At 69.3% G+C, this 24,752-nt stretch carries 21 protein-coding genes; 7 read left to right on the top strand and 14 right to left on the bottom strand.

The genetic code is table 11. The features are described 5' to 3' along the window. The 7 genes from Q0938_RS01530 to Q0938_RS01560 form a co-directional block, all read right to left on the bottom strand. The gene (locus Q0938_RS01530; RefSeq protein WP_299358413.1) at positions 1 to 552 is read right to left on the bottom strand and encodes an acetyl-CoA carboxylase biotin carboxyl carrier protein subunit; all 552 of its coding nucleotides are present in this window, start codon (positions 550 to 552) and stop codon (positions 1 to 3) included. A 45-nt stretch (positions 553 to 597) separates the two neighbouring features. Beyond that, positions 598 to 1,596 (bottom strand): lauroyl acyltransferase, encoded by a 999-nt coding sequence (locus Q0938_RS01535; protein WP_299358415.1) that lies wholly within the window; start codon positions 1,594 to 1,596, stop codon positions 598 to 600. Between the two features lies 1 nt (position 1,597). Next, the gene (locus tag Q0938_RS01540) at positions 1,598 to 2,533 is read right to left on the bottom strand and encodes a DMT family transporter (RefSeq protein WP_299358417.1); all 936 of its coding nucleotides are present in this window, start codon (positions 2,531 to 2,533) and stop codon (positions 1,598 to 1,600) included. Positions 2,534 to 2,612: 79 nt separating this feature from the next. Then, positions 2,613 to 4,634, bottom strand: a complete 2,022-nt coding sequence (gene tkt / locus Q0938_RS01545) for a transketolase (protein ID WP_299358419.1) — start codon at positions 4,632 to 4,634, stop codon at positions 2,613 to 2,615. Positions 4,635 to 4,832: 198 nt separating this feature from the next. After that, positions 4,833 to 5,807, bottom strand: a complete 975-nt coding sequence (locus Q0938_RS01550) for a tyrosine recombinase (protein ID WP_299358421.1) — start codon at positions 5,805 to 5,807, stop codon at positions 4,833 to 4,835. A gap of 142 nt (positions 5,808 to 5,949) precedes the next feature. Next, positions 5,950 to 7,716 (bottom strand): hypothetical protein, encoded by a 1,767-nt coding sequence (locus tag Q0938_RS01555; RefSeq protein WP_299358423.1) that lies wholly within the window; start codon positions 7,714 to 7,716, stop codon positions 5,950 to 5,952. 28 nt (positions 7,717 to 7,744) lie between these two features. Further along, the gene (locus Q0938_RS01560) at positions 7,745 to 7,969 is read right to left on the bottom strand and encodes a hypothetical protein (protein ID WP_299358425.1); all 225 of its coding nucleotides are present in this window, start codon (positions 7,967 to 7,969) and stop codon (positions 7,745 to 7,747) included. A gap of 137 nt (positions 7,970 to 8,106) precedes the next feature. Here Q0938_RS01560 and Q0938_RS01565 point away from each other — a divergent pair, with 137 nt between their 5' ends. After that, positions 8,107 to 8,643 (top strand): shikimate kinase, encoded by a 537-nt coding sequence (locus tag Q0938_RS01565; RefSeq protein ID WP_299358427.1) that lies wholly within the window; start codon positions 8,107 to 8,109, stop codon positions 8,641 to 8,643. Next, on the top strand, positions 8,640 to 9,740 hold the full coding sequence (aroB, locus tag Q0938_RS01570) for a 3-dehydroquinate synthase (protein ID WP_299358429.1): 1,101 nt from the start codon (positions 8,640 to 8,642) through the stop codon (positions 9,738 to 9,740). The genes Q0938_RS01565 and aroB overlap by 4 nt, the downstream gene beginning before the upstream one ends. A gap of 3 nt (positions 9,741 to 9,743) precedes the next feature. Here aroB and Q0938_RS01575 read toward each other — a convergent pair whose 3' ends face one another. The 4 genes from Q0938_RS01575 to edd form a co-directional block, all read right to left on the bottom strand. Beyond that, positions 9,744 to 11,390 carry a CTP synthase gene (locus Q0938_RS01575; RefSeq protein WP_299358431.1) on the bottom strand — a complete coding sequence of 549 codons (1,647 nt, stop codon included), beginning with the start codon at positions 11,388 to 11,390 and terminating at the stop codon, positions 9,744 to 9,746. A gap of 154 nt (positions 11,391 to 11,544) precedes the next feature. Continuing rightward, the gene (secG, locus tag Q0938_RS01580) at positions 11,545 to 12,144 is read right to left on the bottom strand and encodes a preprotein translocase subunit SecG (RefSeq protein WP_299358433.1); all 600 of its coding nucleotides are present in this window, start codon (positions 12,142 to 12,144) and stop codon (positions 11,545 to 11,547) included. A 119-nt stretch (positions 12,145 to 12,263) separates the two neighbouring features. After that, complete coding sequence (gene hisA / locus Q0938_RS01585) at positions 12,264 to 12,980, bottom strand: 1-(5-phosphoribosyl)-5-[(5-phosphoribosylamino)methylideneamino]imidazole-4-carboxamide isomerase (RefSeq protein ID WP_299358713.1); 717 nt, start codon at positions 12,978 to 12,980, stop codon at positions 12,264 to 12,266. Between the two features lie 184 nt (positions 12,981 to 13,164). Continuing rightward, complete coding sequence (gene edd / locus Q0938_RS01590; RefSeq protein ID WP_299358715.1) at positions 13,165 to 14,967, bottom strand: phosphogluconate dehydratase; 1,803 nt, start codon at positions 14,965 to 14,967, stop codon at positions 13,165 to 13,167. 204 nt (positions 14,968 to 15,171) lie between these two features. Here edd and Q0938_RS01595 point away from each other — a divergent pair, with 204 nt between their 5' ends. The 4 genes from Q0938_RS01595 to Q0938_RS01610 all read left to right on the top strand — a co-directional run bounded on the left by Q0938_RS01595 (position 15,172) and on the right by Q0938_RS01610 (position 18,709). Continuing rightward, positions 15,172 to 16,452, top strand: a complete 1,281-nt coding sequence (locus tag Q0938_RS01595) for a glycerate kinase (RefSeq protein WP_299358435.1) — start codon at positions 15,172 to 15,174, stop codon at positions 16,450 to 16,452. A 99-nt stretch (positions 16,453 to 16,551) separates the two neighbouring features. Then, positions 16,552 to 17,844, top strand: coding sequence for an adenylosuccinate synthase (locus Q0938_RS01600; protein WP_299358437.1), 1,293 nt, complete (start codon positions 16,552 to 16,554; stop codon positions 17,842 to 17,844). Next, positions 17,844 to 18,050: a DUF2842 domain-containing protein gene (locus Q0938_RS01605; RefSeq protein WP_299358439.1), complete on the top strand. Its 207-nt coding sequence runs from the start codon at positions 17,844 to 17,846 to the stop codon at positions 18,048 to 18,050. The genes Q0938_RS01600 and Q0938_RS01605 overlap by 1 nt, the downstream gene beginning before the upstream one ends. Continuing rightward, positions 18,047 to 18,709, top strand: a complete 663-nt coding sequence (locus tag Q0938_RS01610; RefSeq protein ID WP_299358441.1) for a thiamine diphosphokinase — start codon at positions 18,047 to 18,049, stop codon at positions 18,707 to 18,709. The genes Q0938_RS01605 and Q0938_RS01610 overlap by 4 nt, the downstream gene beginning before the upstream one ends. A gap of 21 nt (positions 18,710 to 18,730) precedes the next feature. On the opposite strand, the gene Q0938_RS01615 is transcribed toward Q0938_RS01610, so the two are convergent. From Q0938_RS01615 to Q0938_RS01625, 3 genes are all read right to left on the bottom strand, one after another. Continuing rightward, positions 18,731 to 19,657 (bottom strand): ABC transporter permease, encoded by a 927-nt coding sequence (locus tag Q0938_RS01615; protein WP_299358717.1) that lies wholly within the window; start codon positions 19,655 to 19,657, stop codon positions 18,731 to 18,733. A gap of 76 nt (positions 19,658 to 19,733) precedes the next feature. Further along, positions 19,734 to 20,741: an ABC transporter permease gene (locus Q0938_RS01620; protein ID WP_299358443.1), complete on the bottom strand. Its 1,008-nt coding sequence runs from the start codon at positions 20,739 to 20,741 to the stop codon at positions 19,734 to 19,736. Between the two features lie 210 nt (positions 20,742 to 20,951). After that, positions 20,952 to 22,652: a peptide ABC transporter substrate-binding protein gene (locus Q0938_RS01625; protein ID WP_299358445.1), complete on the bottom strand. Its 1,701-nt coding sequence runs from the start codon at positions 22,650 to 22,652 to the stop codon at positions 20,952 to 20,954. A 250-nt stretch (positions 22,653 to 22,902) separates the two neighbouring features. Between Q0938_RS01625 and Q0938_RS01630 the strand changes: the two genes are divergently transcribed. Then, positions 22,903 to 24,741 (top strand): ABC transporter ATP-binding protein, encoded by a 1,839-nt coding sequence (locus Q0938_RS01630; protein WP_299358447.1) that lies wholly within the window; start codon positions 22,903 to 22,905, stop codon positions 24,739 to 24,741. The last annotated feature ends 11 nt before the right edge of the window (positions 24,742 to 24,752 follow it).

The following is a 24,752-nucleotide window of genomic DNA, read 5'->3' on the forward strand; positions in this document are numbered from 1 at the left end:
TCAGTCGACGATCATCAGCGGCGTGCCGAATTCCACCGGGGTCCCGTCCTCGACCAGGATGCGGCGAACCGTCCCGGCCCGGGGGGACGGGATGTGGTTCATCGTCTTCATCGCCTCGACGATCAGCAGGGTGTCGCCCTCGGCGACCTGCTGGCCGATGCTCACGAAGGCGCTCACGCCCGGTTCCGGGGACAGGTAGGCGGTTCCGACCATCGGCGACGGCACCACGCCGGGCAGACTGGCCGGGTCGCTGCCCGGGCCCGGTGCCGTTTCCCCCGGGCCTGATCCGGCAGCGGCATTTTCACCGGGGAACGTCGCGGCGGGGGACGCCTGCGCCGCGGCCGGCTGGCCATGCACGAGCTGCGCGAACGGGGCCTGCATCGCCTGGGTCGCGGCGCCCTGCTTGGACAGCTGGACGGTCAGGCGGTCGTTCTCGCCGTACTCGCGCTTGACGGACAGCTGGACCAACTCGTTCCGGTTCAGAAGCTCGGCCAAGGCCTGGATGAAGGCGACGTCGCCCTCGTGCTGCTTGCCGTCTTTGTTGTCGCTCATCGGGATCTCTGCCTCGTGCCGTTCTGCGGATGCGGCGGTGGCCGCTTATAGCGCCTCGTCCGGCGCAAGGGAAATCGTTTCCGGACCGCCGCCGGGACCGTCCGCGATCCCCCCATCGCCGGCCTCGCGGGCCGTGCTGCTGCCGGCATCCTTGCGCGGCTTCCAGCGACGGTGGATCCAGAACCACTGGTCCATATGGGCGCGGATCAGGGTTTCCAGGTCGTCGTTCAGCGTCTGCATCATCACCGCGGCGTCGCCGTGCGGGACCGGGTGGCCGACCCGGACCGAAAAGCTCAGGCCATCGGCCTGCCGGATCCCCGCGATCGGGATCAGCGCGGCGCCATAGCGCAGCGCCAGTTCGGCCGGGGTCAGCACGGTCTCGGTCGGCAGGCCGAAGAACTGCAGGGTCTGCCCGTGCCGATCGAACTGGTCGAAGCCCAGGCACAGCAACCCGCCGCCGCGCAGGAACCGGATCATCGCCGCCAGTCCGGCCCGCCCGCGCGGGAACACGGGTTCGGCGATGGCCTTGATCGCGGGCACATAGTGCCGGTTGAACGCGGCATTGTTCATGGGGCGGTAAAGCCCGCCCACCGTCCAGCCGCGCCCCACCAGCGCCGCCCGCACCGCGTCGAAATTGCCGAAATGCCCGCAGGCAAGGACCACCGGCCGCCCCGCCGCGACGGCCTGTTCCAACGCCGGCAGGCCGGGCCCGGTCAGCGGCTCGCTGGCCTGCAGGCGCCGGGTGAAGCCCGCGCCGGAATAGATCTCCATGACCGAGCGGCCGGCATTGTCGGGCACGGCGCGGGTCAGTCGCTGCACCTCGCGCGGGCTCAGGTCAGGACGGGCCAGCGCCAGATTGTCGCGGATCCGGCGCCGCCAGCCGGCGAGCGGCGCGGCCAGATGCGCAAAGATCCACCCCATCGCGGGAATGCGCCGCCGATAGGGCAGCAGCCGGACCATCCGGATGATCGTGATGAACAGCAGGCTGGCCGCGCGGTCGGTCAGCGGAATGCGTGCGGAAGGATTGTCAGGCTGCTCTGCCATCTCAGGTCGCCGCTTGCATCGCATGTGCCTCGCGCATCCAGACATAGATACCGGCCGCCACAATGATCGTCGCACCCAGGATCGTCCACCCGTCCGGAACCGCCCCGAAGAACAGCCATCCCCACAGCCCCGCCCAGACCAGCCCCGTATAGCCGAACGGCGCCACCGCCGCCGCCTCGGCCAGCGAAAAGGCCTTGATCAGCAGCGCCTGCGCGACGGTTCCCAGCAGGCCGATGGCGACAAAGGCCCAGATGTCCCCGGGCTGCACCGGCTGCCACACGAAGGGGGCGGCCAGCGACGCGCCCAGCGTGGCGACCCCGGTCGACCACAGGATCGAGGTGGCGGTGCTGTCGCCACGAACCATCCGCGTCATCACTGCCCCCGCGGCATAGCTGACGGCCGCCAGCAGCGGCAGCACCGCGGCAGGGTGGAACACGCCGGCTCCGGGCCGGATCACGATCAACGCGCCGATCAGCGCCGCGAGAATCCCGAGAATGCGCCGGATCCCGATCCGCTCGCCCAGGAACACGGCGGCGGCCAGCGTGATGAGCACCGGGTTGATGTCCATGATGGCGGTCGCCTCGGCCAGTCCGACATGCTGCAGCGACGTGAAGAAAAGCCCGATGGCGGCCAGCTGCATCAGGCCGCGCCCGACCTGCAGCAGGGGTGAGCCCGAGCGGGCGACCCGGCGCAGTCGCGGGCCCAGCACGGCCAGGACGATGACAAGGTTCACCGCCATGCGGGTCCAGATCACCTGGGCCGGGTGATAGTGCGCGGTCAGATGCTTGCCCGTGGCATCCATCAGGGTGAACAGCAGGACCGACCCGAGCAGCAGCAGGATGCCGGTCGATTGCGCCGAGCGGGGCGCACGGGCGGTCCTGCCGCTTGCGCCCGCTGTGTGCCCCATCAGGGCCGTGGCCCGTGGCAGCGGACGCATCAGATACCGGGCGCCGATCGCAGGCCACGCAGCCGGGACGCCGCGGCGTCGCGCCGCTGGCCCGCGTCGGATGTCGGGATCAAAGCAGCGCCTTGACCCGGGCCACTGTCGCTTCCGGCGTGATCCCGAACTCCCTGTACAGCCGGTCGGCCGGGGCCGATGCGCCGAACCCCGTCATCCCCACGAACCCCGCGCGCCGTTCGGCCCCGCGTTCGCCCAGCAGCAACCAGTCCCAGGGCTGGCGCACCGCCGCCTCGATCGCGACCCGCACGGGCCCTTCCGGCAGGACCTCGGCGCGGTACGCCTCGTCCTGGTCGCGGAACAGTTCCATGCAGGGGACCGACACCACCCGGGTCGGCACGCCTTCGGATTCCAGCGCCTCGGCCGCGGCCAGCGCGATCTCGACCTCGGACCCCGAGGCCATCAGGATCGCCTGCGGCGCGGCAGACGCCTCGCGCAGAACATAGGCGCCGCGTTCCGACAGGTTCGCGTCGGTGTGCTCGGTCCGGACCAGCGGCAGGTTCTGGCGGGACAGGGCCAGGATCGATGGGGTCGAGGTCGAGGTCAGCGCGATCTCCCACGCCTCGGCCGTCTCGATCAGGTCGGCAGGGCGGAAGGTCAGCGTGTTCGGGGTGGCGCGCAGCAGGGCCAGATGCTCGACCGGCTGGTGCGTCGGCCCGTCCTCGCCCAGACCGATGGAATCGTGGGTCATGACATAGACCACCGGGACGCCCATCAGCGCCGACAGCCGCATTGCCCCGCGGGCATAATCGGTGAACGCCAGGAACGTGCCGCCATAGGGGCGGAACCCGCCATGCAGGTACAGCCCGTTCATCGCCGCGGCCATGCCGTGTTCGCGGATCCCGTAATGGACATAGCGGCCCAGCCGGTTCTCCGGGGAGAACACCCCCAGATCCTTGGTGCGGGTGTTGTTCGACCCGGTCAGGTCGGCGGAGCCGCCCATCGTTTCGGGCAGGATCGGGTTGACGACCTCCAGCACCATCTCGGATGCCTTGCGGGTGGCGACCTTGGGCCGGTCGGCGCAGGCGCGGCGTTTCAGATCGGAAATCGCGGCCGCCAGCCTGTCCGACGTCTGGCCGGACACCCGTGCAGCGAACGCGTCCCGCTGATCGGAAGGCAGGGCATCGACCCGCGCCGCCCAGGCCTCGCGCTCGGCGCTGCCGCGGGCGCCAAGTTCCCGCCAGCGGCCGACCAGTTCCTCGGGCAGCTCGAAATCGCCGTGATCCCATGCATAGGCGAGGCGGGTCGCTGCGATCTCCTCTGCGCCGAGCGGCGAGCCGTGGACACCGGACGTGCCGCCCTTGCCGGCCGAGCCGAACCCGATGATCGTCTTGCAGGCGACCAGCACCGGACGACCGTCGTCCTGTCCTGCGTCGGTCAGGGCGCGATGGATGTCGGCGGGGTCGTGGCCGTCGCAACGCAGCGTGCGCCAGCCCGACGCCTCGAACCGCTTGATCTGGTCGGTCGAGTCCGACAGTGACACCGCGCCGTCAATCGTGATGTCGTTGTCGTCCCACAGCACGATCAGCCGACCCAGCTTCAGATGTCCGGCCAGGGCGATGGCTTCCTGGCTGATCCCCTCCATCAGGCAGCCGTCCCCGGCGATGACCCAGGTCCGGTGGTCGCACAGATCGGCCCCGAACTCTGCCCGCATCTTGGCCTCGGCCATGGCAAAGCCGACGGCAGTCGCCAGACCCTGCCCCAGCGGGCCCGTCGTCGTTTCCACCCCGTCGGCATGGCCGTATTCCGGATGGCCCGCGGTGATCGCCCCCCACTGACGAAAGTTGCGGATCTGGTCCAGGCTCATCTGCTCGAAACCGGTCAGGTGCAGCAGCGAATACAGCAGCATCGAGCCGTGCCCGGCCGACAGGATGAACCGGTCCCGGTCGAACCAGTTCGGCGCCGCGGCATCGAATTTCAGGTGCTTGCCCCACAGCACCGTGGCCACATCCGCCATGCCCATGGGCATCCCCGGGTGGCCGGAATTCGCGGCCTGCACGGCGTCCATCGCCAGCACCCGGATGGCGCTGGCCAGGCTCCAGTGATCGGGGTCGGCCTGTCGATGCGCGGTCAGATCCATGGCAGCGGTCCTTGATGGGGCGGGGATGGCCTCTGATAGGCAGCGGTCCGGCGGGTTGCAAGCGGACCGCCGCGGCCGCCGCTCGCTGCCGGCGGAGGGCCAGAAACGGATGCCGCCGCGGGTCCGAGTACGACGCCTTGACCCCTGAAATCACGTCAGAGCGGATCGCCGCCCCAGTGGGCGGTCGACCCGACGGGCCTAGTCGCCGTCGGCGAGTGGGTGGTGTTTCAGGACCAGGTCGCGCATGCGCTGGTCCAGCACATGGGTGTAGATTTCCGTCGTACCCAGGTCGGCGTGACCAAGCAGCATCTGGATCGACCGCAGATCGGCCCCCCCGTCCAGCAGATGGGTGGCGAATGCGTGGCGGATCACATGCGGGGTCACCCGGTCGGGCGGCAAGCCCGCGGCGACCGCAATGCGCCCGAGCAGCGCGTGCAAGCCCTGTCGCGTCATGTGGCCCGCCGCGCCGCGCGCCGGGAACAGCCAGCGCCCCCCGGCCCCGCGCACCAGCCGCCCCAAGGGCGTGTCGGGTCCGGCCGCATCGCGCGCCGCGATCCAGCAGTCCAGCGCCCGCTGCGCCGGGCGGGTCAGGGGAACCATTCTTTCCCGGCCGCCCTTGCCGCGGATCAGCAGCAGCCTGGGCCGCCCGCGACAGCTGTCGATCGGCAGGCTGACCAGTTCGCTGACCCGCATGCCGGTGGCGTAGAGCAGTTCCATCGCGCAGACCGTTCGGGCCCGGTTGGTCTCGCCCGGCTCCAGCGTCGCGGCGGCGTCCAGCAGCGCCGTGACCTCGGTCTGGCTCAGCGTGCGGGGCAGGCGCTGGACCCGGCCCGGGCCGCTGATGCGGATGGCCGGGTCATCGTTGCGCCAGCCCTCGTCCAGGGCAAAGCGGCAAAGCTGCCGGATGGACGACAGCCGTCTGGCGCGGGTCGCCCGCGACAGGCCGAGCGCGTCGCAGCGTGCCAGGTAGTCCTCGATATCATCCCGCACCATGCCTTGCAGGGTCAGGCCGCGCTCGTTCAGGAACGACAGAAAGTCGCGCAGATCACGGCCATAGGCGAGGATGGTGTTCCGCGCCGCGCCCGCTTCGGCCGCCTGCGCGTCAAGAAAGGTCGCGACCCGTTGCAGATCGGCTACGGAGGCCAAACGGCCGCTCTGGGCCGCAGGGCTCATCGATCTGAGGGGCGTGGCGGCCGGACCCCACCTGAGCAGCTCTCGGCGTCCGGGCTGCGCCCGCAGCGGGGCCACAGAGCTTCGCTGCGTTCCACCCCAGTGCGTGAAGGCCCGGCCTTCCCTGGCCCCCGGTGCCGGCGCTTCATTGCCGGGCCGCCGGAAGTGTCGGCAGCAGCATCAGTTCGACCGCCGCCTGGCGCGCGGTGGCCTCGTGCCCCAGTGCGCTCAGTGCGGCCAGTCCGCGCGCCGCGCGCCCCAGATCGCTGTCGAGGCCCGCGTCCACATCAGCCATCGCACCGAGCAGGGCACGGCCTGATCCGGAGGCCTCCTGACCCTGGACCGCATCTGTCCCGACCGCGCCCTGAGCTGGCGCGTCCGCCCCGTCATCGAACGCCGGTGCAAGGGCGGCGGCGCGCCCCCCCGGATCGTTGTCCGGCAACGGCATTGGCGGCGACCCCGCGGCAAAGCCGGCGAGCCATCGCGGGAAGCTGGGTGTTCCGGCCGGCGGCTGCACCGGAAGGCCTGCGAGCAGGCGCAGCGTGACCGTGGGGGCCGCCGCCCCGCCGGCAGGGGGCTTGGCCGGCAGACGGTCGGCGATCATCCCCGCCAGCTCCGGCGCCAGACCCGCGGCCGCAAAGCGCGACAGGGCGGCCGGCAGGACCGTGTCCAGCGTGGTCTGGTCCCCGGCGTCCAGCGCCGCGATGACGGCCTGCAGCGCCGCGGCCCGGTCCCAGACGCCGCCAGATGCCGCCGGCCGCTGTTCGGAATAGATCTCGTGCAGTTGCCGGGCTGGCAGCAATCCGGCCCGCGCCAGGCGCTCGGCAGCCTCCAGACGGGGTTTCCAGCCGCCATTCTCGCCGAGATCGGCCCACGCATAGATCAGCGGCAGCGATGGGGTCGGAAGTGGTTGCCCAACCGATTCGTAGAGACGGAAGACCAGCGGCGACGGTTTCGGCGGCGGCGGCAGGTCCTCGCTTTGCTCGGCATAGGCGTCGTCGAGAAAGCGGGCCAGCAGCGCGGCGGTGCGCGGGTCGACCAGACCCAGCGGCTGAGCGCCGTGCAGCGCCACAGCCGCGGCAGCCCAGTCGCCATTCAGCGCCAGGCAATAGATCCGCGTCGCCATGTCCTGCACCAGTCCCGGACGCTGGGACAGCGCCGCACAGGCCTGCGCATCCTCGCCGGTCAGCAGGTCCAGATCGAAGCTGCGCCGGAACAGCTGGGGATTGCCGGGGCCGGCAGCCTGCAGCAGCGCGCGGGCCGCGGGCAGATCGCCCTGGTCGATCAGACGGTCGACCCGGGCCAGCAGCAGTCCGCCCTGCGGCAGGTTGCGGGGCGGCGGGACCTCGAGCTGGGCGGTCAGGATCCGGCGCAACATCTTTCTCAGCGCCGGCAGCCGCATGTCGGTCCGGGCCAGGGCGTCGGCCACCGCGTCCGCGGTCATGCCCTGCCACAGACCGGGCGAAAGCCCGGCGGCCTGGGCCGACTGGACGCCGGCGGCGTCCGGGTTTCCCTGCCCCAGTCGGGTCACGGTCACCGGCGGGGGGGTGGCGCTGCCGGCGACCCCGGGCTGCTGGCTCGCCCCGGGGCGCGGCGGGATGGCGCCGGTGGGCTGTTGCCCGCCATCCGCTGCAGGCAGCGGCGCCTGTGGCGCGCTGCCGGTGCCAGGCTGGCCGTCCGACGCGGGCGCACGGCGGCGGGCGGCATCGGGCGGCACGCCGTCGCCCGGGCGCCAGCCAGAGGTGGTGTTCGGGGGCGGTGCCTTGCCGGTCAACCAGTCGTTGGCGGACAGCGGCGCCTGCGCCAGTCGGCCGGGTGGCTGCGCCGCGTCGGTGACCAGCGATCCCGCGCCCTCGGCGGCCGTGGATGCCGGCCACGCTGCCAGAAACAGCAGCATCGCTGCGTTGGCCATGCGACCAGGTCGTCCACGGGTCCCGCGATCAGTCCGCACCGTCAGCTCCCTGTGTCGGCTCCGTGGCACCGGCCTGCGTGGCAGATGTTGGCGTGATCGGTGCAGCCGGGGCAGGGGCAGGGTCCGCCAGGTCCAGTTCGACGGGAACGCGGATCTCGACCGGATCGGCGTCCATGTCACCGAAATACGCGTAGCCGGCCAGCCCCAGCAGGGCCAGTCCGAGCAGGATCACCAAAACCCGCAATAGCCGCATTCGACTGTCCCAACACCGTTCAACCGCCGGTCTGCACGCCGGCTGTGCGGAATTATAGATGGCAATTCCCGAAACTTCACGCCATTCAGACAAACCGGCGTGAACCTGCCGGCACGAGGGGAGAACAGGACGGAGAGATGAGGCGCAGCATCGTTCTGATCGGCCTCATGGGGGCGGGGAAAAGTGCGGTCGGCGCCGAACTGGCCCGGCAACTGTCCGTCCCCTTCGTGGATTCGGATGCGGAGATCGAGGCCGCCGCAGCGATGAGCGTGGCGGAGATCTTTGCGCGGGACGGCGAGGCATTCTTTCGTGACCGCGAGCACCGCGTTCTGGCGCGGCTGCTGGACGCGCCGCCCAGGATCATTGCCACCGGGGGCGGGGCGTGGATGCAGGCGCTGAACCGCGCCCTGATCGGCAGGACCGGAATTTCGGTCTGGCTGGACTGCGATCTGGAAACCCTGTGGCGGCGCGTGCGTCATCGCCCGACGCGCCCGCTGTTGCAGACCCCTGACCCCCGCGCCACCCTGGAACGGCTGCTGGCCGAGCGTGCCCCGGTTTACGCCACCGCTGATGTGAGGGTCGCCGTGGGGCCGCACGACAGCATCCAGGCGACCGCAGCCCGGGTCCTCGACACCCTTCGCCAGACACGGCCCGAACTGCTGGAGCCCGCATGACCGCCATCGAAACCGTCACCGTCGAACTGGCCGAGCGGTCCTACCAGGTCCGGATCGGATCCGGGCTGGTCCGGGATGCCGCCGTGCATCTGCAGCCGCTGCTGGCCCGTCCGCGGGTTGCCATCCTGACGGACGAGACGGTGGCGCGGCTGCACCTGCCGTCCCTTGCCGCGGCGCTGGACTCGGCCGGAATCGGGACGACTGCGCTCGCGCTACCGGCCGGCGAGGCGACGAAATCTTGGGGCCAGCTGGAACGCGCGGTGGAATGGCTGATCGACCAGCGGGTCGAGCGGCGGGATCTGGTGATCGCGCTGGGGGGCGGCGTCATCGGGGATCTCGGCGGATTCGCCGCGGCGATCCTGCGGCGCGGGGTGCGGTTCGTGCAGATCCCCACGACCCTGCTGGCCCAGGTCGACAGTTCCGTCGGCGGCAAGACCGGGATCAACTCCCGGCGGGGCAAGAACCTGATCGGCGCCTTTCACCAGCCCAGCCTCGTGCTGGCGGATACCGACGTGCTCGCAACCTTGCCGGACCGGGATTTCCGGGCAGGATACGGCGAGGTCGCGAAGTGCGGCCTGCTGGGGGACGCAGAGTTCTTTGCCTGGCTCGAGGAAAACGGGCCGGGGCTGCGCGACGACCCCTCCGCACTGCAGCAGGCGGTCGCGCATGCCGTCCGGATGAAGGCCGACATCGTCGCCCGCGATGAAACCGAACAGGGCGATCGGGCCCTGCTGAACCTGGGCCACACCTTCGGCCATGCGCTGGAGGCGGCGACCGGCTATTCCGGGCGCCTGCTGCATGGCGAGGCGGTGGCAATCGGGTGCGCGCTTGCCTTCGACCTGTCCGCCCGCATGGGGCTTTGCCCGCAAGAGGAACCCTCGCGCGTCGCGGCGCATCTGGCCGCGATCGGCCTGCCGGTCCGCCCTGACGACGTTCCGGGCAGCCTGCCGGATGCCGATGCGCTGATCGCACTGATGGGCCAGGACAAGAAGGTGGTGGACGGGCAACTGCGCCTGATCCTCGCACGTGGCATCGGCCATGCCTTCGTCACGGATCGGATCGACATGGCCGCGCTGCGCGACGTGCTGGCGGCCTGACCGTCAGACCATCCGTTCCAGATCCTTGGCCGCGCGGACGAAATCGCGGAACAGCGGCGCGGGCGCGAACGGCTTGGACTTCAGTTCGGGATGTGACTGCACGCCGATGAACCAGGGGTGATCGCGCACCTCGACCACTTCCGGCAGGCGGCCGTCCGGTGACATGCCGGAAAACCACAGGCCGTGCTGTTCCAGCCGGTCCCGATAGGCCGCGTCTATTTCATAGCGGTGACGGTGGCGGTCCTCCATCTCGGTGGCGCCGCCATAGACCTCGGCGACCTTCGACCCGGGGGCCAGATGCGCGGTATAGGACCCCAGCCGCATGGTCCCGCCCTTGTCGTCGGTAATCTTGCGCTGAACCGTCGAGTTCCCCTTCACCCATTCCTTCAGGTGATAGACGACCGGGGTGAAGCGGTCCGCGCCGGCTTCGTGGTCGAATTCCTCGGACCCCGCGTCGGCAATGCCCGCCAGGTTGCGCGCGGCCTCGATCACCGCCATCTGCATCCCCAGACAGATGCCCAGATAGGGCACCTTCTTCTCGCGCGCGTATTTCGCGGCCGAGATCATCCCTTCGGTCCCGCGTTCGCCGAACCCGCCGGGGACCACGATGCCGTGATAGCCGTCCAGCAGATGGATGCCCTCTGCCGTTTCCAGCTTTTCGGCGTCGATCCAGTCGGGCCGGACCCGGACCCGGTTCGCCATCCCCCCATGCGTCAGCGCCTCGGAGATGGATTTGTAGGCGTCCTCGAGCTGGGTATACTTGCCGACGATCGCGACCCGCACCTCGCCTTCGGCGTTGGTCAGCCGATCCATCACGTCTTCCCAGCGGCGCAGGTCGGGCCGGGGGGCAGGGCTGATGCGGAAGGCGTCCAGCACGGCCCGGTCCAGCCCGGCCTGATGATAGGCCATCGGCGCCTCGTAGATGGACTTGAGGTCATAGGCGGGGATCACCGCATCCGGGCGGACGTTGCAGAACAGCGCGATCTTGGCGCGTTCGCGGTCCGGGATCGGCTGTTCGGACCGGCAGACCAGCACGTCGGGCTGCAGTCCGATCGAGCGCAGTTCCTTGACGCTGTGCTGCGTCGGCTTGGTCTTCAGCTCGCCGGAAGCGGCCAGATAAGGCAGCAGGGTCAGGTGCATCAGGATGCACTGCCCGCGCGGGCGGTCATTGGAAAACTGGCGGATCGCCTCGAAGAACGGCAGCCCCTCGATATCCCCGACCGTGCCGCCGATCTCGCACAGCTGGAAATCGACCTCGTCCTCGCCGATCGCGAGGAAATCCTTGATCTCGTTGGTGACGTGCGGGATCACCTGGATCGTCTTGCCCAGATAGCCGCCACGGCGTTCGCGTTCCAGCACGTTGGAATAGATCCGGCCGGCGCTGATCGTGTCGGTGCGCCGGGCGCTGACGCCCGTAAACCGCTCGTAATGTCCCAGGTCCAGGTCGGTCTCTGCGCCGTCGTCGGTGACGAATACCTCGCCATGCTCGAAGGGGCTCATCGTCCCGGGATCGACGTTCAGATAGGGGTCGAGCTTGCGCAGCCGCACCGTATAGCCGCGGGCCTGCAGCAAGGCCCCCAGCGCCGCCGAGGCAAGCCCCTTGCCCAGCGAGGACACGACGCCACCGGTGATGAAGATGTAACGCGCCATGGAGCCCCCGTGATGATCTCAGCACTGCGAAAAACGGCCCGAACGGCCGGCATCACGGGAGCCGGGACATACCCGACTTTCCGCGATCCCGCAACGGACCACATGGGACCGGAATGCGGACCGGACCGCAGGCTTCGTCCGGCGCTTTCGGTAATCAGTTCGTCTCGGCCGGCGCGGTCAGCGGAACCCTGACGGTCCGTCCGGTCCCGTCGCTGGCAGGAGGCGTGTCGCCGACCGGGACGGTCCGCGTGGTACGGCCGGCTGCGGGGGCCGCCTCTGCGTCCGCCGGCGCCGAAGCAGCCGCGGAAGGGGCGGGGGCAGGAGCGGGCGTCGTGATGTCGGCAGGCGGTGCGACCGGCGCGGGCGCCGCGGCAGCGGCCGGCGGAGTCGCAGGCGCGGCACCGGGCGGCAGCACAGGCTGTCCGACGCCGGGCGGCGGCGCATAGTCAGGTACGGCGGGCAGCCCGGTCGCAGGCGCGTCGGTTGTTTCCGCCGGGCTCGCCAGCCGGTCCATCACCGATCCATCTGCCGAATTGCGCGCCGCGATGACGGTCAGCGCAATGGACGTCACGAGAAATGCCCCGGCCAGAAGCCAGGTCGCGCGGGACAGGGCATTGGCGGCCTGGCGCCCGGTCATGACACCACCGCCACCCCCGCCAAGGCCAAGACCGCCGCCTTCGGACCGCTGCAGCAGCACCACGCCGATCAGCAGCACGGCGAGGATCAGATGCACGGTAAGAACGACGTTCTGCACGGGACGGGCCTTTCTCGCGGGACGCGCCTATCTAGTCGCGCGCGAAGTTGAAGGCAAGCAAGGCCGTTCGGGGCATGGCAGTGGCCTGCCGCACGGACCGGCGCACCGTCGGACGGGCCTCACGCCAGCGCCGCCAATGCCTGTTTCAGGTCGATCGCGCCGTCATAAAGCGCACGGCCGGAAATCGCGCCGGCAATCACGCCGGTGTCGCGCAGCGCGATCAGGTCGTCCAGGGACGACACCCCCCCGGACGCGATGACGGGAATGCTGACCGCCCGGGCCAGCTCCTCGGTGGCGGCGACGTTCGGCCCCTGCATTGCGCCATCACGATCGATGTCGGTGTAGATCAGCGCGGCCACCCCCGCATCCTGGAACCGCCGGGCCAGATCGGTGGCCATCACCTCGGTTTCCTCGACCCAGCCGCGGGTGGCAACGCGGCCCTGCCGGGCGTCGATCCCGACGGCCACGCGCCCCGGAAAGGCCGCGGCCGCATCGGTCACAAGGCCGGGGTCCTCGACCGCCACTGTGCCCAGGATGACACGGGTTATCCCACGGTCCAGCCACGCTTCGATCGTGGCCATGTCGCGGATGCCGCCGCCGAGTTGGACGGGAACGTCGACGGCGGCAAGAATCGCGTCGACCGCGTCGCCATTGACCGGTCGGCCGGCAAAGGCGCCGTTCAGATCCACGAGATGCAACCACCGCGCCCCGGTGGCAGCAAAGCTGCTGGCCTGCGCGGCGGGATCGGTGCCGAACACGGTCGCGGCGTCCATGTCGCCGCGCAGCAGCCGGACACAGGCGCCATCCTTGAGGTCGATTGCCGGGTACAGGATCATCAATGCCTCCGTCATGTTTGCAGGTCATTGCCATAGCGCCGCTGCAGGGGAAAGCGGCCAACCTGCTAGGGCCGATGAGCCGGACCTGAAAGCCGAACTGAGGCGGCCCGCCGGACCGGTCGCCGCATCTGCGGGGCCGGCCTTCTTCGCGCCGGGGCAGAAGTTGCGACGGGATCCGCGAGCGTCAGACGACCAGGCCCGCCCCCTCCTCGGCTGGCCGGGCATGGGCGCGGAACGCCGCGAACAGCTCGCGCCCCATGCCGTGGGCGTTGCGCGCCGGATCATGCGTCGCGGGGGTCCGGCTCAGGAAATCGGGTTCGAGACAGTCGAGACGCCCCGACACGGCGTCCACGCGGACGACGTCCCCGTCCCGCAGGCGGGCCAGCGGCCCGCCGGTCGCGGCCTCGGGCGAGACGTGAATGGCCGCAGGCACCTTTCCCGACGCCCCCGACATCCGTCCATCCGTGACCAGCGCGACCCGCAGGCCACGGTCCAGCAGCACCGACAGGGTGGGGGTCAGGCTGTGCAATTCGGGCATGCCGTTGGCCCGGGGCCCCTGAAAGCGGACCACCACGACGGTATCCTGCGTGAACTCGCCGGCCTGGAAAGCGGTCCTGACGGCGTCCTGGTCGTCGAAGATGCGGGCCGGCGCCTCGACCACGTGCAGATCGGGCTTCACGGCCGAGACCTTCGTCACGGCACGGCCCAGATTGCCGTCCAGCATGTGCAGCCCGCCGGTGGCCGCGAACGGATCGGCATGGGGGCGCAGGATGCGATCGTTCAGGCTGTCGCGGGTGCCGGCGACCCAGTGCAGCCCGTCATCGCCCAGCCGCGGCTCGGCCGTGTAGCGGTCGAGCCCGTCCCCCGCCACCGTCCGGACGTCATCGTGCAGCAGCCCCGCGGACAGCAGCTGACCGATCAGGAACCCCAGCCCGCCCGCCGCATGGAAATGGTTCACGTCCGCCAGCCCGTTGGGATAGACCCGGGCGAGCAGGGGCACCGCCTGGCTGATGTCGTGGAAATCCTGCAGGGTCAGGATGATTCCGGCGGCGCGGGCCATGGCCGGCAGGTGGATCACCAGGTTCGTCGACCCGCCCGTGGCCATCAGCCCCACGATCCCGTTCACGAAGGCCCGTTCGTCCAGCACCGTGCCGACCGGCAGCCAGTCATTGCCCAGCCGGGTGATCGCCGCAGCCCGCGCCACCCCGGCGACGGTCAGCGCGTCGCGCAGCGGGGTGTTGGGGTTGACGAAGCTGGCGCCGGGCAGGTGCAGGCCCATGAACTCCATCAGCATCTGGTTGCTGTTCGCGGTGCCGTAGAAGGTGCAGGTGCCGGGGCTGTGATAGCTGGCCATTTCCGCAGCCATCAGCGCCGAACGGTCGACGCGGCCGGCGGCAAACTCCTGTCGCACCCTGGCCTTCTCGTCATTGGGCAGGCCGGACGGCATCGGGCCGCCGGGCAGGAACACCGCGGGCACGTGGCCAAAGGTCACCGCAGCGATCACCAGCCCGGGCACGATCTTGTCGCAGATGCCCAGCCAGACCGCCGCGTCGAACGCGTCATGCGACATCGCCACCCCGGCGGCCAGCGCGATGACGTCACGCGAGAACAGCGACAGCTCCATCCCCGCGCGCCCCTGGGTCACCCCGTCGCACATCGCGGGGACGCCGCCCGCCACCTGTGCCGTCGCGCCGGCGTCGTGCGCCGCCTTGCGGATCAGGTCGGGGTACCGCTCATAGGGCTGATGCGCCGACAGCATGTCGTTGTAGGCGGTGACGATCCCGATATTGGGGCGTGCGGTCCGGGCCAGATCCAGCTTGTCTGGCATCGCTGCATAGGCGTGGGCCTGATTGCCGCAGGACAGGTGGGCCCGACGGGGGCCGTCCTCGGCGGCGCGGGCGAGCCGGTCGAGATACGCCCCGCGGCTGTCGGCCGAGCGTTCGCGAATCCGGTCGGTGACCCGTGCGATCGTGTCGTGCAGCATGATGGCTCCCCTTCAGCGCCCTGGTTGGAAGGATAGGGCGTTAGCGGTAACGCTGCAACGCTGGGCCGAATGGCTAAGGGGAACGGAAGGGCCGACCGCAGTTGGCGTCGCCTAGGGCAGCTTGCCGGGGCGGCGAAACGGTGGCGTGATGGGTCCGGGGGCGGACATGTGGGCGTCGCCGCGCCGGATAGCTGTTGGAGAGACTGAATGGACCCTGCCACGCTGCTGCGCCGCCTGTTCGATCGGGCGGTCGAGGTCGCCGACCCGATGCGCTTTGTCGCGGCGCATCTGCCCGCCCGCCGCCCTGGCCGCGTCGTGGTGGTGGGCGCGGGAAAGGCGAGCGCCCGCATGGCGGAGGCGGTCGAGGCGGTCTGGGGTCCTTGCGAGGGGCTCGTGATCACGCGCCATGGTCATGGCCGCCCGACGCAAGGGATCGAGATCGTCGAGGCCAGCCATCCGGTGCCGGACGCCGCGGGTGCGGCCGCGACGAACCGGATGCTTGAAATGCTGCAGGGGCTGGCCGCGGACGATCTGGTGCTGGTCCTGATTTCAGGCGGTGCATCGGCCCTGCTGACCGCGCCAGCCGGGGCGATGACGCTCGCCGAGAAACAGGCGCTGAACGCAGCGCTGCTGGCGTCGGGCGCGCCGATCGACCGCATGAACGTGCTGCGCAAGCATCTGAGCCGGGTCAAGGGCGGGCAGCTGGCGGCCGCGGCCGCGCCCGCGCAGGTCGTGGCGCTGATCATCTCGGACGTGCCGGGCGACGATCCGGCGATGATCGGGTCGGGGCCGACCGTGGGCGACCCGTCCACCGCGGCCGATGCGCTAGAGGTTGCCCGCCGCTGGCAGATCGAGCTGAGCGAGGCCGCGGCGGTCGTGCTGCAGCGTGGCAGCGGGGTCATCGCCCCCGACGATCCCCGACTGGCCCGCGTCAGCAATCACATCGTCGCGGCCCCGGCACAGTCGCTGCAGGCGGCCGCCGATCTTGCCGTGGAACTGGGCTGCGAGGTGCAGATGCTTGGCGCCGATCTGGGCGGCGAGGCGCGCGAGGTGGCGGCCGATCACGCGCGCCTGGCGTTGCAGGCCCGGCGTGGCAGGAATGGGGGCACGCGCCCCCTGGTGATCCTGTCCGGCGGTGAGCTGACGGTGACACGGCGCGGGGACGGCATCGGCGGGCCGAACGCGGAATACGCGCTGGCGCTGGCCTTGGCGCTGGACGGCGCGGACGGAATCCATGCGATCGCCTGCGACACGGACGGGATCGACGGTGCGGCCGAGGTCGCCGGCGCCCTCATCGGTCGGGACACGCTTGATCGGGCCCGCCGGCTGGGCATTGATCCGCAGGACGCGCTGGCCCGCAACGACGCGCATGGCTTCTTCGCCGCGCTGTCGGACCAAGTGGTGACGGGACCGACGCTGACCAATGTCAACGATTTCCGCGCCATCCTCGTCCGCGGCCCGGACGCGGGTACCGACGCGCCGGCCTAGACCACCGGCCCTCGCCCCGACAGCGCGCGGCCGAACCGCCTTTCCCCCGTGGCGCGGGGTGGCTATACCCCGGGCGAAACGGGTCAGGGAAGCGTGCGAATGGCGAATGTCGTGGTGGTCGGTGCCCAGTGGGGCGACGAGGGCAAGGGCAAGATCGTCGACTGGCTGTCGGAAAGGGCCGACGTGATCGCGCGATTCCAGGGCGGTCACAACGCCGGTCATACGCTGGTGATCGGCGATCAGGTGTTCAAGCTGTCCTTGCTGCCTTCGGGGATCGTGCGGCCGGGCAAGCTGGCGGTGATCGGCAACGGCGTCGTGCTGGACCCGTGGGCGCTGTTCGCCGAGATCGACCGGCTGAAGGGGCAGGGGGTCGCCGTGACGACCGACAACCTGATCATCGCCGAGAACACGCCGCTGATCCTGCCGCTGCACCAGGATCTGGATCGCCTGCGCGAAGAGGCCGCGGGCAAGGCCAAGATCGGGACCACCGGCCGCGGAATCGGTCCCGCCTACGAGGACAAAGTCGGGCGGCGCACCATCCGGGTCGCCGATCTGGCCGACGACCAGACGCTGGAAACCCGGCTGGACAGGCTGCTGGCGCATCATGATCCGCTGCGCCACGGGCTGGGCGCGCCGGCGATCGACCGTGCCGAACTGACCGCCCGGCTGAAGGAGATCGCCCCCAAGCTGCTGCCCTATGCCCGGCCGGTGTGGAAGATCCTGGCCGACGCCCGCAAGTCGGGCCGCCGCATCCTGTTCGAAGGCGCCCAGGGATCGCTGCTGGACATCGATTTCGGCACCTATCCCTATGTCACCTCCTCGACGACGACATCGGGGATGGCCGCGTCGGGCACCGGCATGGGGCCGTCGGCCATCGACTTCGTGCTGGGGATCGTCAAGGCCTACACGACCCGCGTGGGCGAAGGCCCGTTTCCGACCGAACTGACCGACGACACCGGCCAGCGGCTGGGTGAGCGCGGGCATGAATTCGGTACCGTCACCGGACGCAAGCGCCGCTGCGGCTGGTTCGATGCGGTTCTGGTGCGGCAGACCTGTGCGATTTCCGGCGTAAACGGGATCGCGCTGACCAAGCTCGACGTGCTGGACGGGTTCGACCGGCTGAAGATCTGCGTGGGCTATGACGTGGACGGGCAGCAGTACGACCATCTGCCGACGGCGGCGGCGCTGCAGGCCCGCGCCGTTCCCGTCTATGAAGAGATGGAGGGGTGGTCCGGCTCGACCGAGGGGGCGCGCAGCTGGGCCGACCTGCCCGCCGCCGCGATCAAGTATGTGCGCCGCATCGAGGAGCTGATCCAGTGCCCGGTGGCGCTGTTGTCGACCAGTCCCCAGCGCGACGACACGATCCTGGTCACCGATCCGTTCGCCGACTGATGGACCAGCGCAGCCGCAAGCGCTGGGCGCTGTTCCTGCTGCTGGTCTGGCTGCCGGTCTATCTGGGCCTCGCCTGGTGGGCGCTGAACTGGATACATGACCGCTGGGGCCGATTGCCGATCTGGGCAGAGGTGCCGATCTACGTCGTCGCGGCGTTCCTGTGGGCGGTCCCGTTCCGCGGCATCTTCCGCGGCACCGGCCGGTGAACCCCGTTCTCACCTCGACCCGCGGGGTGACTCTGTTCGGCGGGGGCGAGGTGCGGGCCGAGGATGCGGCGATGGCGCTGGCGCTGGCGCCGGTTGCAATGGCCGCCGACAGCGGGGCCGATGCGGCGCTGGGGCTGGGGATCGTGCCGGCGGCGGTGGTCGGCGATTTCGACAGCATCACCGATGCCGCCCGGGCGGCCATCCCGGCTGACCGGCTGCACCGCGTCCCGGATCAGGACAGCACCGATTTCGACAAATGCCTGATGATGCTGCGGGCGCCTTTCGTGCTGGCGGTCGGATTTGCCGGGCCGCGGACCGACCATCTGCTGGCCGGGCTGACGACCCTGATCCGTCATCCGGTTCCGCGGGCCTTCGTGATCGGGGCCGAGGACGTGATCTTTGTCGCACCGCCCGTTCTTGGCTTGGATCTCCTGCCCGGAACCCGGGTGTCGCTGATGCCGTTCGGGGCGGTCGAGGGGCACAGCACCGGGCTGCGCTGGCCGATCGACGGGCTGACGCTGACCCCGGCAACGCGGATCGGAACCTCGAACGAGGCGACGGGACCGGTGCGGCTGCAGACCACCGGCCCCTGCCTGGTGATCCTGCCAAAGGATCAGCTGCGCGCCGCGCTGGACGGGTGCGGCATCCTGCCGGACTGACCGCGGCCCGGTTCCGAAGGCTCAGCGGCCGCGAATGCGCGGGTCCATCGCATCGCGCAGCCCGTCACCGATATAGTTGACGGTCAGCACCGTCAGCGAGATCAGGACGCCGGGCAGGATCACCCGCCACGGATACATCTGCATCTGCTCGATCGCGTCGTAGAGCAGCCGCCCCCAGGTCGGAAAATCCGGCGGGAACCCCAGTCCCAGGAACGACAGCGCCGATTCCGTGATGATGGCGGTCGCGATGCCCAGCGTCGCCGCGACCACGATCGGCGACAGCACGTTGGGAAGGATGTGCCGCATGACCATGCGCCGGTTCGGTGTCCCGATCGAGCGGGCCGCCAGGATGAACTCCCGCTCCTTCAGGCCCAGCACGTCGCCGCGGACGATGCGTGCCGCCTGCATCCAACTGGTCGCGCCGATCGCCGTGACGATCAGGACGAACGTGCCCATGCCGGGCCCCAGCACCTTGCCCAGCGGTTCGCGGAACAGCGTCACCATCAGCAGCAGCAGCGGCAGCAGGGGCAGCGCCAGGAACAGTTCGGTGACCCGCATCAGCGGGGCGTCCAGCCTGCGGAAGAAACCCGACAGGATCCCGATCAGGCTGCCCAGGGTGACCGCGATCGACATGGCGGTCAGTCCGACGGCCAGCGAGACCTGCCCGCCCTTCATCAGTCGCGCCAGCATGTCCCGGCCCAGCTGATCGGTCCCCAGCGGATGCGCCGCCGTGAAGCCCTGGTTGCGTGCCCTGATGTCCACATAGGTGGGATCGATCCGCCACAGGTAGGGGCCGACCGTCACGAACAGCACGATGCCCCAGAACAGCACCAGCGCCACCATCGCGCCCCGGTGCCGCCGGAACTGGCGCCACACGTCGCGCCACTGGCTGCGGCTGGCGGGGGTGGGCGCAACGTCGGTCACCGGATCGTCCGGGGGCAGCGCCATCCCGGCGGGGATCGCGGCATTCGCGGCCGATTCGCGGATCAGTTCGGCCCGGTCGCGGGCGGTCTGGGCGGCAGCGTCAGTCATAGCGGATCCGCGGGTCGAGGATGCCATAGACAATGTCGGCGATCAGGGTGAAGGTCACGATCAGGATCGCGAAGATGAAGGTCAGCGTCAGGACCATCGGGATGTCGTTGGCGTGGATGGCCGAGATCAGCAGCTGCCCCAGCCCGTTCACCTTGAACACCTGTTCGGTGATGATCGCGCCGCCGAATACCGCCGGCAGTCCCAGCGCGATCACGGTGACGACCGGGATCAGGCTGTTGCGCAGCACGTGCTTCAGCACGACGGTGCGTTCCGACAGCCCCTTGGCGCGGGCGGTGCGCACATAGTCCTGCCCGAGATTGTCGAGCATCGAGGCCCGCATGAAACGGCTGATCTGGGCGGCGTTGTAGAGGGCCAGCACCGTGACCGGCATCGCCATCTGCCGCACCTGCCGCAGGAAGCTGTCCCAGTCGGTGACCCGGTGCGTGGTGTCGTAGATCGACGGGAACCACTGAAGGTTGACCGCGAACACGATGATGAACACCACGCCGGTAAAGAAGGTGGGCATGGAAAACCCCACCATCGAGACGAAGGTGCCCAGCTGGTCGAACCAGCTGTACTGGCGATAGGCGGACAGGATGCCGATCGGGATCGCGATCAGGATGCCGATCAGGTAGCTCATGCCCACCACGGTCAGCGTCTGTGGCAGCCGCTCGGCGATCACGTCGAAGACCGGACTGCGCGACTGAAAACTGATGATCCGCTGGCCACCGGAGCCGAGTTGCGTGCCAAAAGCCTGGTTGATCCAGTGCAGCGGCTCGACCCAGAAGAACTGCTTCAGCCACAGCACATAGCGGATGTACCACGCCTGCCCGAGACCCAGGGCCTCGCGCATCCGTTCCTTGACCTCCGGCGGGACGGTCAGCGGCACGTCGCCCAGCGGATCGCCCGGCGACGCCTCGAGCAGCAGGAAGATCACCAGCGAGATGAAGAGCAGCGTCGGGATGGCCAGAAGGATCCGGCGGAACGCAAAGGTCAGCATGGGGCGGCAGGGCCTCTGTGCGGATCGTGGATGCGGCCGTGACCGCGGGTCAGGTATCGTTCGGCAGTTGGCCGGCCAGTTGGCGTGGGCGGGCAATGGGTGCCCACGCACAGGCTCGTACCTCGGGACGCGCCGGGTGCTGCGATCAGGCGGACAGCAGGTGAGGGGCCCGGCAGAACACGCCCGCCGGACACCGCCGTCATGTTCTGGTCACTGCACGCGGTGCCAGTCCGATGCGTTCCACAATTCGCTGTCCCAGACGTTCAGGACCACGCCGCCCAGCGTATTGGAGTGCGCCGACACCCGGCCGCGGTCGATCAGCGGAACCACGACCATGCTTTCCTTGGTGATCATGTCGTTCAGCTTCTTGGCGATCTCGCCGCGCTTGTCCATGTCGGCGGTCTTGCCCATCTCGGCGACCAGAGCGTCATATTCCTCGTCGCAGTAGCGGTTGACGTTCTCGCCCTGCCACTGGGTTTCGGGACGGGGGGCCTTGTCGCAGGTCCACTGCGCCAGATACGGCTCCGGGTCGGTGCCGTCGAAGTTGTTGGCGTACATCTCGACGTCGGCATAGAATTTCTGGAACGTGTCGGGCGACCCGGCATCGCCGCCGAAGAACACCGATCCGTCAACCGTCTTCAGCTCGGTCTCGACGCCGATTTCGGACCACCACTGCTTGATCAGCGCCTGGAAGTCCTGCCGGACCGGGTTCACCGACGTCTGGAACAGCAGCTGCAGCTTGCGACCGTCCTTTTCGCGGACGCCGTCGCCGCCGACCGTCCAGCCGGCTTCCTCCAGCAACGCCTTCGCGCCTTCGACGTCCTGGGTCAGACACTCGGTGTTGTCGGACGCGAACTGCTCGGGCGCGGGCACGATGTTGCAGGTGGGCCGCCCCGCCTCGCCATAGCCGATCTCGTTCAGCAGGTTGCGGTCGATCGCCATGGACAGCGCCCGGCGCACCCGTTCGTCCGACAGGATCGGGTGCGGGTGTTGGGTGGTGGCCCGCTCGCCCTCGGGAAGGGAGGAGGACGGGTCGGTCATGTTCATCTCGATCCGCTCGACCAGCGTGCCGAAATCGACGACGAACTGTCCCTTGCCCCCGGCGATCATCTGCTGCTGGACCTCGGGGCTGACCTGGGTGTTCCAGGCATAGTCGAACTCGCCGGTTTCCATCACCGACCGCGCCGCCGCGGCCGCGTCGCCGCCGCCCTTGACCATGGCGGTGGCAAAGGCCGGTTTCGCCGGGTCGCGATAATTCGGATTCGCCTCCAGCGAGACGACGTCGTTGGTGCGGAACTCGGTCACCCGGAACGGGCCGGTGCCGACCGGATTGAAGTTCTGGTCCGTGCAGGTCGACGCCGCGGTGCCCAGGCAGTCCTGGAACTGCGCCTTCTGCAGGATCGGGGACTGGGCGCCGACAAAGGCCATGTACGGGTTGGGCTTGGGTTCCTTGAAGGTCACCTTGACGGTCTGCGGATCGACCGCCTCGACCTTGTCGATGCCCTGGTACCGGGACAGCTGCGCGCAACCGCCTTCCGGGTGCATGCAGTATTCGGCCGTGAAGACCACGTCATCGGCGGTGACGGGCGACCCGTCCGACCACTTCAGGTCCGGCTTCAGTTTCCACGTGACCGAGGTCATGTCCTCGGCAAAACCGCCATTTTCCTGGGTCGGGATCTCGGTTACCAGACGCGGATAGACCTCACCCTTGTTGTCGAACCCGGCCAGCGGTTCGAGCACCAGGCTGGAAACCTCGACGTCCTTGGTCCCCGACGACAGATACGGGTTCATCGTCGAGACGGCCTGGGAATAGATGATGTTCACCTGCCCGTCCGTGCCGCGTTCCGCCTGGGCGGCCGAGGCCAGCGCGATGCTGGCGACCGCGCCGAGCAGCATGGTCTTTCGTGTCATGTGGTGCTCCTTGTTGGGGGTTTCCGCGGGCTTCTTGAACCGGCGAACCGGCCGGACCCTGTCGGCGATCCTGGGGGGCGCATTGACGTCCTGCATTCCCCTTTGTGTGTCGGATATCCGGCGCAGAATGGAAGAAGCTTTCGTTGCGGCGGCCAAAAACGCAAGCCGGTTTTGTTGTTGCAAACGAAGCTTTCCGACTTAGCCTGCGTCCTCTGCCGAACAGTGCGCCGGCGGGCGGCGAGGGGGTCAGATGATGGATGACGCAACGCCGCTGGTGTCGATCCGGGGGCTGCAGGTCATCTTTCAGACCCGGGATGGTCCGGTCACCGGTGTGCAGGAGATCAGCTTCGACATCCGCCCGGGCGAATGCGTCTGCGTCGTGGGGGAATCCGGCTCGGGCAAGTCGGTCAGTTCGTTGTCGCTCATGCGGCTGGTCGAATTCGGCGGCGGCGAAATTGCCGCGGGACGGCTGATGTTCGACCCGGGGCAGGGCGGGATGATCGATCTGGCAACCCAGCCGCCTCAGGTGATGCGCGGCATCCGTGGCAACCAGATCGGCATGATCTTCCAGGAGCCGATGACCTCGCTGAACCCGGTCTTCACCGTGGGCGACCAGCTGGCCGAGGGGCTGACCGTGCATCGTGGCATGACCCGGACGCAGGCCCGCGCCCGCGCGCTGGAGCTGCTGCGCGAGGTGCGCATCCCCGAACCGGAACGGCGGCTGGACCAGTACCCGCATGAATTGTCCGGCGGCATGCGCCAGCGGGTGGTGATCGCGATGGCCATGGCCTGCCGGCCGCGGCTGCTGATCTGCGACGAGCCAACCACCGCGCTGGACGTGACCATCCAGGCCGAGATCCTTGCCCTGATCGACCGGCTCAAGCGCGACACCGGCATGGCGGTCCTGTTCATCACGCACGACATGGCGGTGGTCGCGCAGATGGCCGATCGGGTCGTGGTCATGTACCGCGGCAACAAGGTCGAGGAAGGCAGCGTCACCGAGATCTTCGAGAACCCCCGCGAGGACTACACCAAGGCCCTGCTGGCGGCCGTCCCGCGGCTGGGCGAGATGACCGGCCGCCCCGCACCCGAGCCGATGCGGCTGATGGGCGATGCCGGTTCGGTGGCGCCCCGGCCGATCCTGTCCGCCGACCCGCGACCGCTGCTGCAGGTGCAGAACCTAACGACCCGGTTCCCGGTCAAGGGCGGCATCCTGCGGCGCACCGTGGCACAGGTCCATGCGGTCGAGGATGTCAGCTTTACCCTGAACGCCGGCGAGACCCTGTCGCTCGTGGGCGAATCAGGCTGCGGCAAATCGACGACAGGCCGGTCGATCCTGCGCCTGGTCGAGCCGACATCGGGTCAGGTGCGATTGGGGGAGACGGACATCCTGGGATTGTCGCCGTCGCGGCTGCGCAAGGCGCGTCAGGACATGCAGATGATCTTTCAGGATCCGTTCGCCTCGCTCGACCCGCAGATGCGGCTCTTCGACCAGATCGAGGAGCCGATGCTGAATTTCGGCATCGGCACGAGATCGGAACGCCACGACCGCATCGCCGCCCTGTTCGACCGGGTGGAACTGCCGCGCAGCTTCATGCGGCGTTTCCCGCACGAGATGTCCGGCGGCCAGCGCCAGCGGATCGCGATTGCCCGCGCCCTGGCCTTGAACCCCAGGCTGATCATCGCGGACGAGGCTGTCAGCGCACTCGACGTCTCCGTGCAGGCACAGGTGCTGAACCTGCTGATGGAACTGCAGCAGGACATGGGCATCTCGATGCTGTTCATCAGCCACGACATGGCTGTCGTCGAACGGGTCAGCCATCTCGTCGCGGTCATGTATCTGGGCCGGATTGTGGAAATCGGCACCCGATCGCAGGTGTTCGAAAATCCCCGGCACAGCTATACACGGCAGCTGATGGCCGCCGTCCCGGTCGCCGACCCGAGGCAGCGGAAGATCAGCGAGGATCTGACCTTCACGCCGATCCCGTCGCCGATCCATCCGGTCGACCATGTGCCGGCGCCCTCGACCTACGCCGAGGTGGCGCCCGGACATCGCGTCCTTATCGATCCGCTCACCCATCAGGTCTAGCTGTGTCTGAC

Source organism: uncultured Paracoccus sp. (assembly GCF_947496875.1).
GTDB lineage: Bacteria > Pseudomonadota > Alphaproteobacteria > Rhodobacterales > Rhodobacteraceae > Paracoccus.

What these genes read in the sequence shown, in the direction of transcription:
- Q0938_RS01620 (WP_299358443.1), bottom strand. Translation starts at nt 20,741, where the DNA reads ATGCTGACCTTTGCGTTCCGCCGGATCCTTCTGGCCATCCCGACGCTG.
- Q0938_RS01550 (WP_299358421.1), bottom strand. Translation starts at nt 5,807, where the DNA reads ATGAGCCCTGCGGCCCAGAGCGGCCGTTTGGCCTCCGTAGCCGATCTG.
- Q0938_RS01565 (WP_299358427.1), top strand. Translation starts at nt 8,107, where the DNA reads ATGAGGCGCAGCATCGTTCTGATCGGCCTCATGGGGGCGGGGAAAAGT.
- tkt (WP_299358419.1), bottom strand. Translation starts at nt 4,634, where the DNA reads ATGGATCTGACCGCGCATCGACAGGCCGACCCCGATCACTGGAGCCTG.
- Q0938_RS01605 (WP_299358439.1), top strand. Translation starts at nt 17,844, where the DNA reads ATGGACCAGCGCAGCCGCAAGCGCTGGGCGCTGTTCCTGCTGCTGGTC.
- Q0938_RS01615 (WP_299358717.1), bottom strand. Translation starts at nt 19,657, where the DNA reads ATGGCGCTGCCCCCGGACGATCCGGTGACCGACGTTGCGCCCACCCCC.
- Q0938_RS01540 (WP_299358417.1), bottom strand. Translation starts at nt 2,533, where the DNA reads ATGCGTCCGCTGCCACGGGCCACGGCCCTGATGGGGCACACAGCGGGC.
- Q0938_RS01625 (WP_299358445.1), bottom strand. Translation starts at nt 22,652, where the DNA reads ATGACACGAAAGACCATGCTGCTCGGCGCGGTCGCCAGCATCGCGCTG.
- Q0938_RS01555 (WP_299358423.1), bottom strand. Translation starts at nt 7,716, where the DNA reads ATGGCCAACGCAGCGATGCTGCTGTTTCTGGCAGCGTGGCCGGCATCC.
- Q0938_RS01595 (WP_299358435.1), top strand. Translation starts at nt 15,172, where the DNA reads ATGGACCCTGCCACGCTGCTGCGCCGCCTGTTCGATCGGGCGGTCGAG.
- Q0938_RS01560 (WP_299358425.1), bottom strand. Translation starts at nt 7,969, where the DNA reads ATGCGGCTATTGCGGGTTTTGGTGATCCTGCTCGGACTGGCCCTGCTG.
- Q0938_RS01575 (WP_299358431.1), bottom strand. Translation starts at nt 11,390, where the DNA reads ATGGCGCGTTACATCTTCATCACCGGTGGCGTCGTGTCCTCGCTGGGC.
- Q0938_RS01600 (WP_299358437.1), top strand. Translation starts at nt 16,552, where the DNA reads ATGGCGAATGTCGTGGTGGTCGGTGCCCAGTGGGGCGACGAGGGCAAG.
- Q0938_RS01630 (WP_299358447.1), top strand. Translation starts at nt 22,903, where the DNA reads ATGATGGATGACGCAACGCCGCTGGTGTCGATCCGGGGGCTGCAGGTC.
- aroB (WP_299358429.1), top strand. Translation starts at nt 8,640, where the DNA reads ATGACCGCCATCGAAACCGTCACCGTCGAACTGGCCGAGCGGTCCTAC.
- Q0938_RS01535 (WP_299358415.1), bottom strand. Translation starts at nt 1,596, where the DNA reads ATGGCAGAGCAGCCTGACAATCCTTCCGCACGCATTCCGCTGACCGAC.
- Q0938_RS01530 (WP_299358413.1), bottom strand. Translation starts at nt 552, where the DNA reads ATGAGCGACAACAAAGACGGCAAGCAGCACGAGGGCGACGTCGCCTTC.
- hisA (WP_299358713.1), bottom strand. Translation starts at nt 12,980, where the DNA reads ATGATCCTGTACCCGGCAATCGACCTCAAGGATGGCGCCTGTGTCCGG.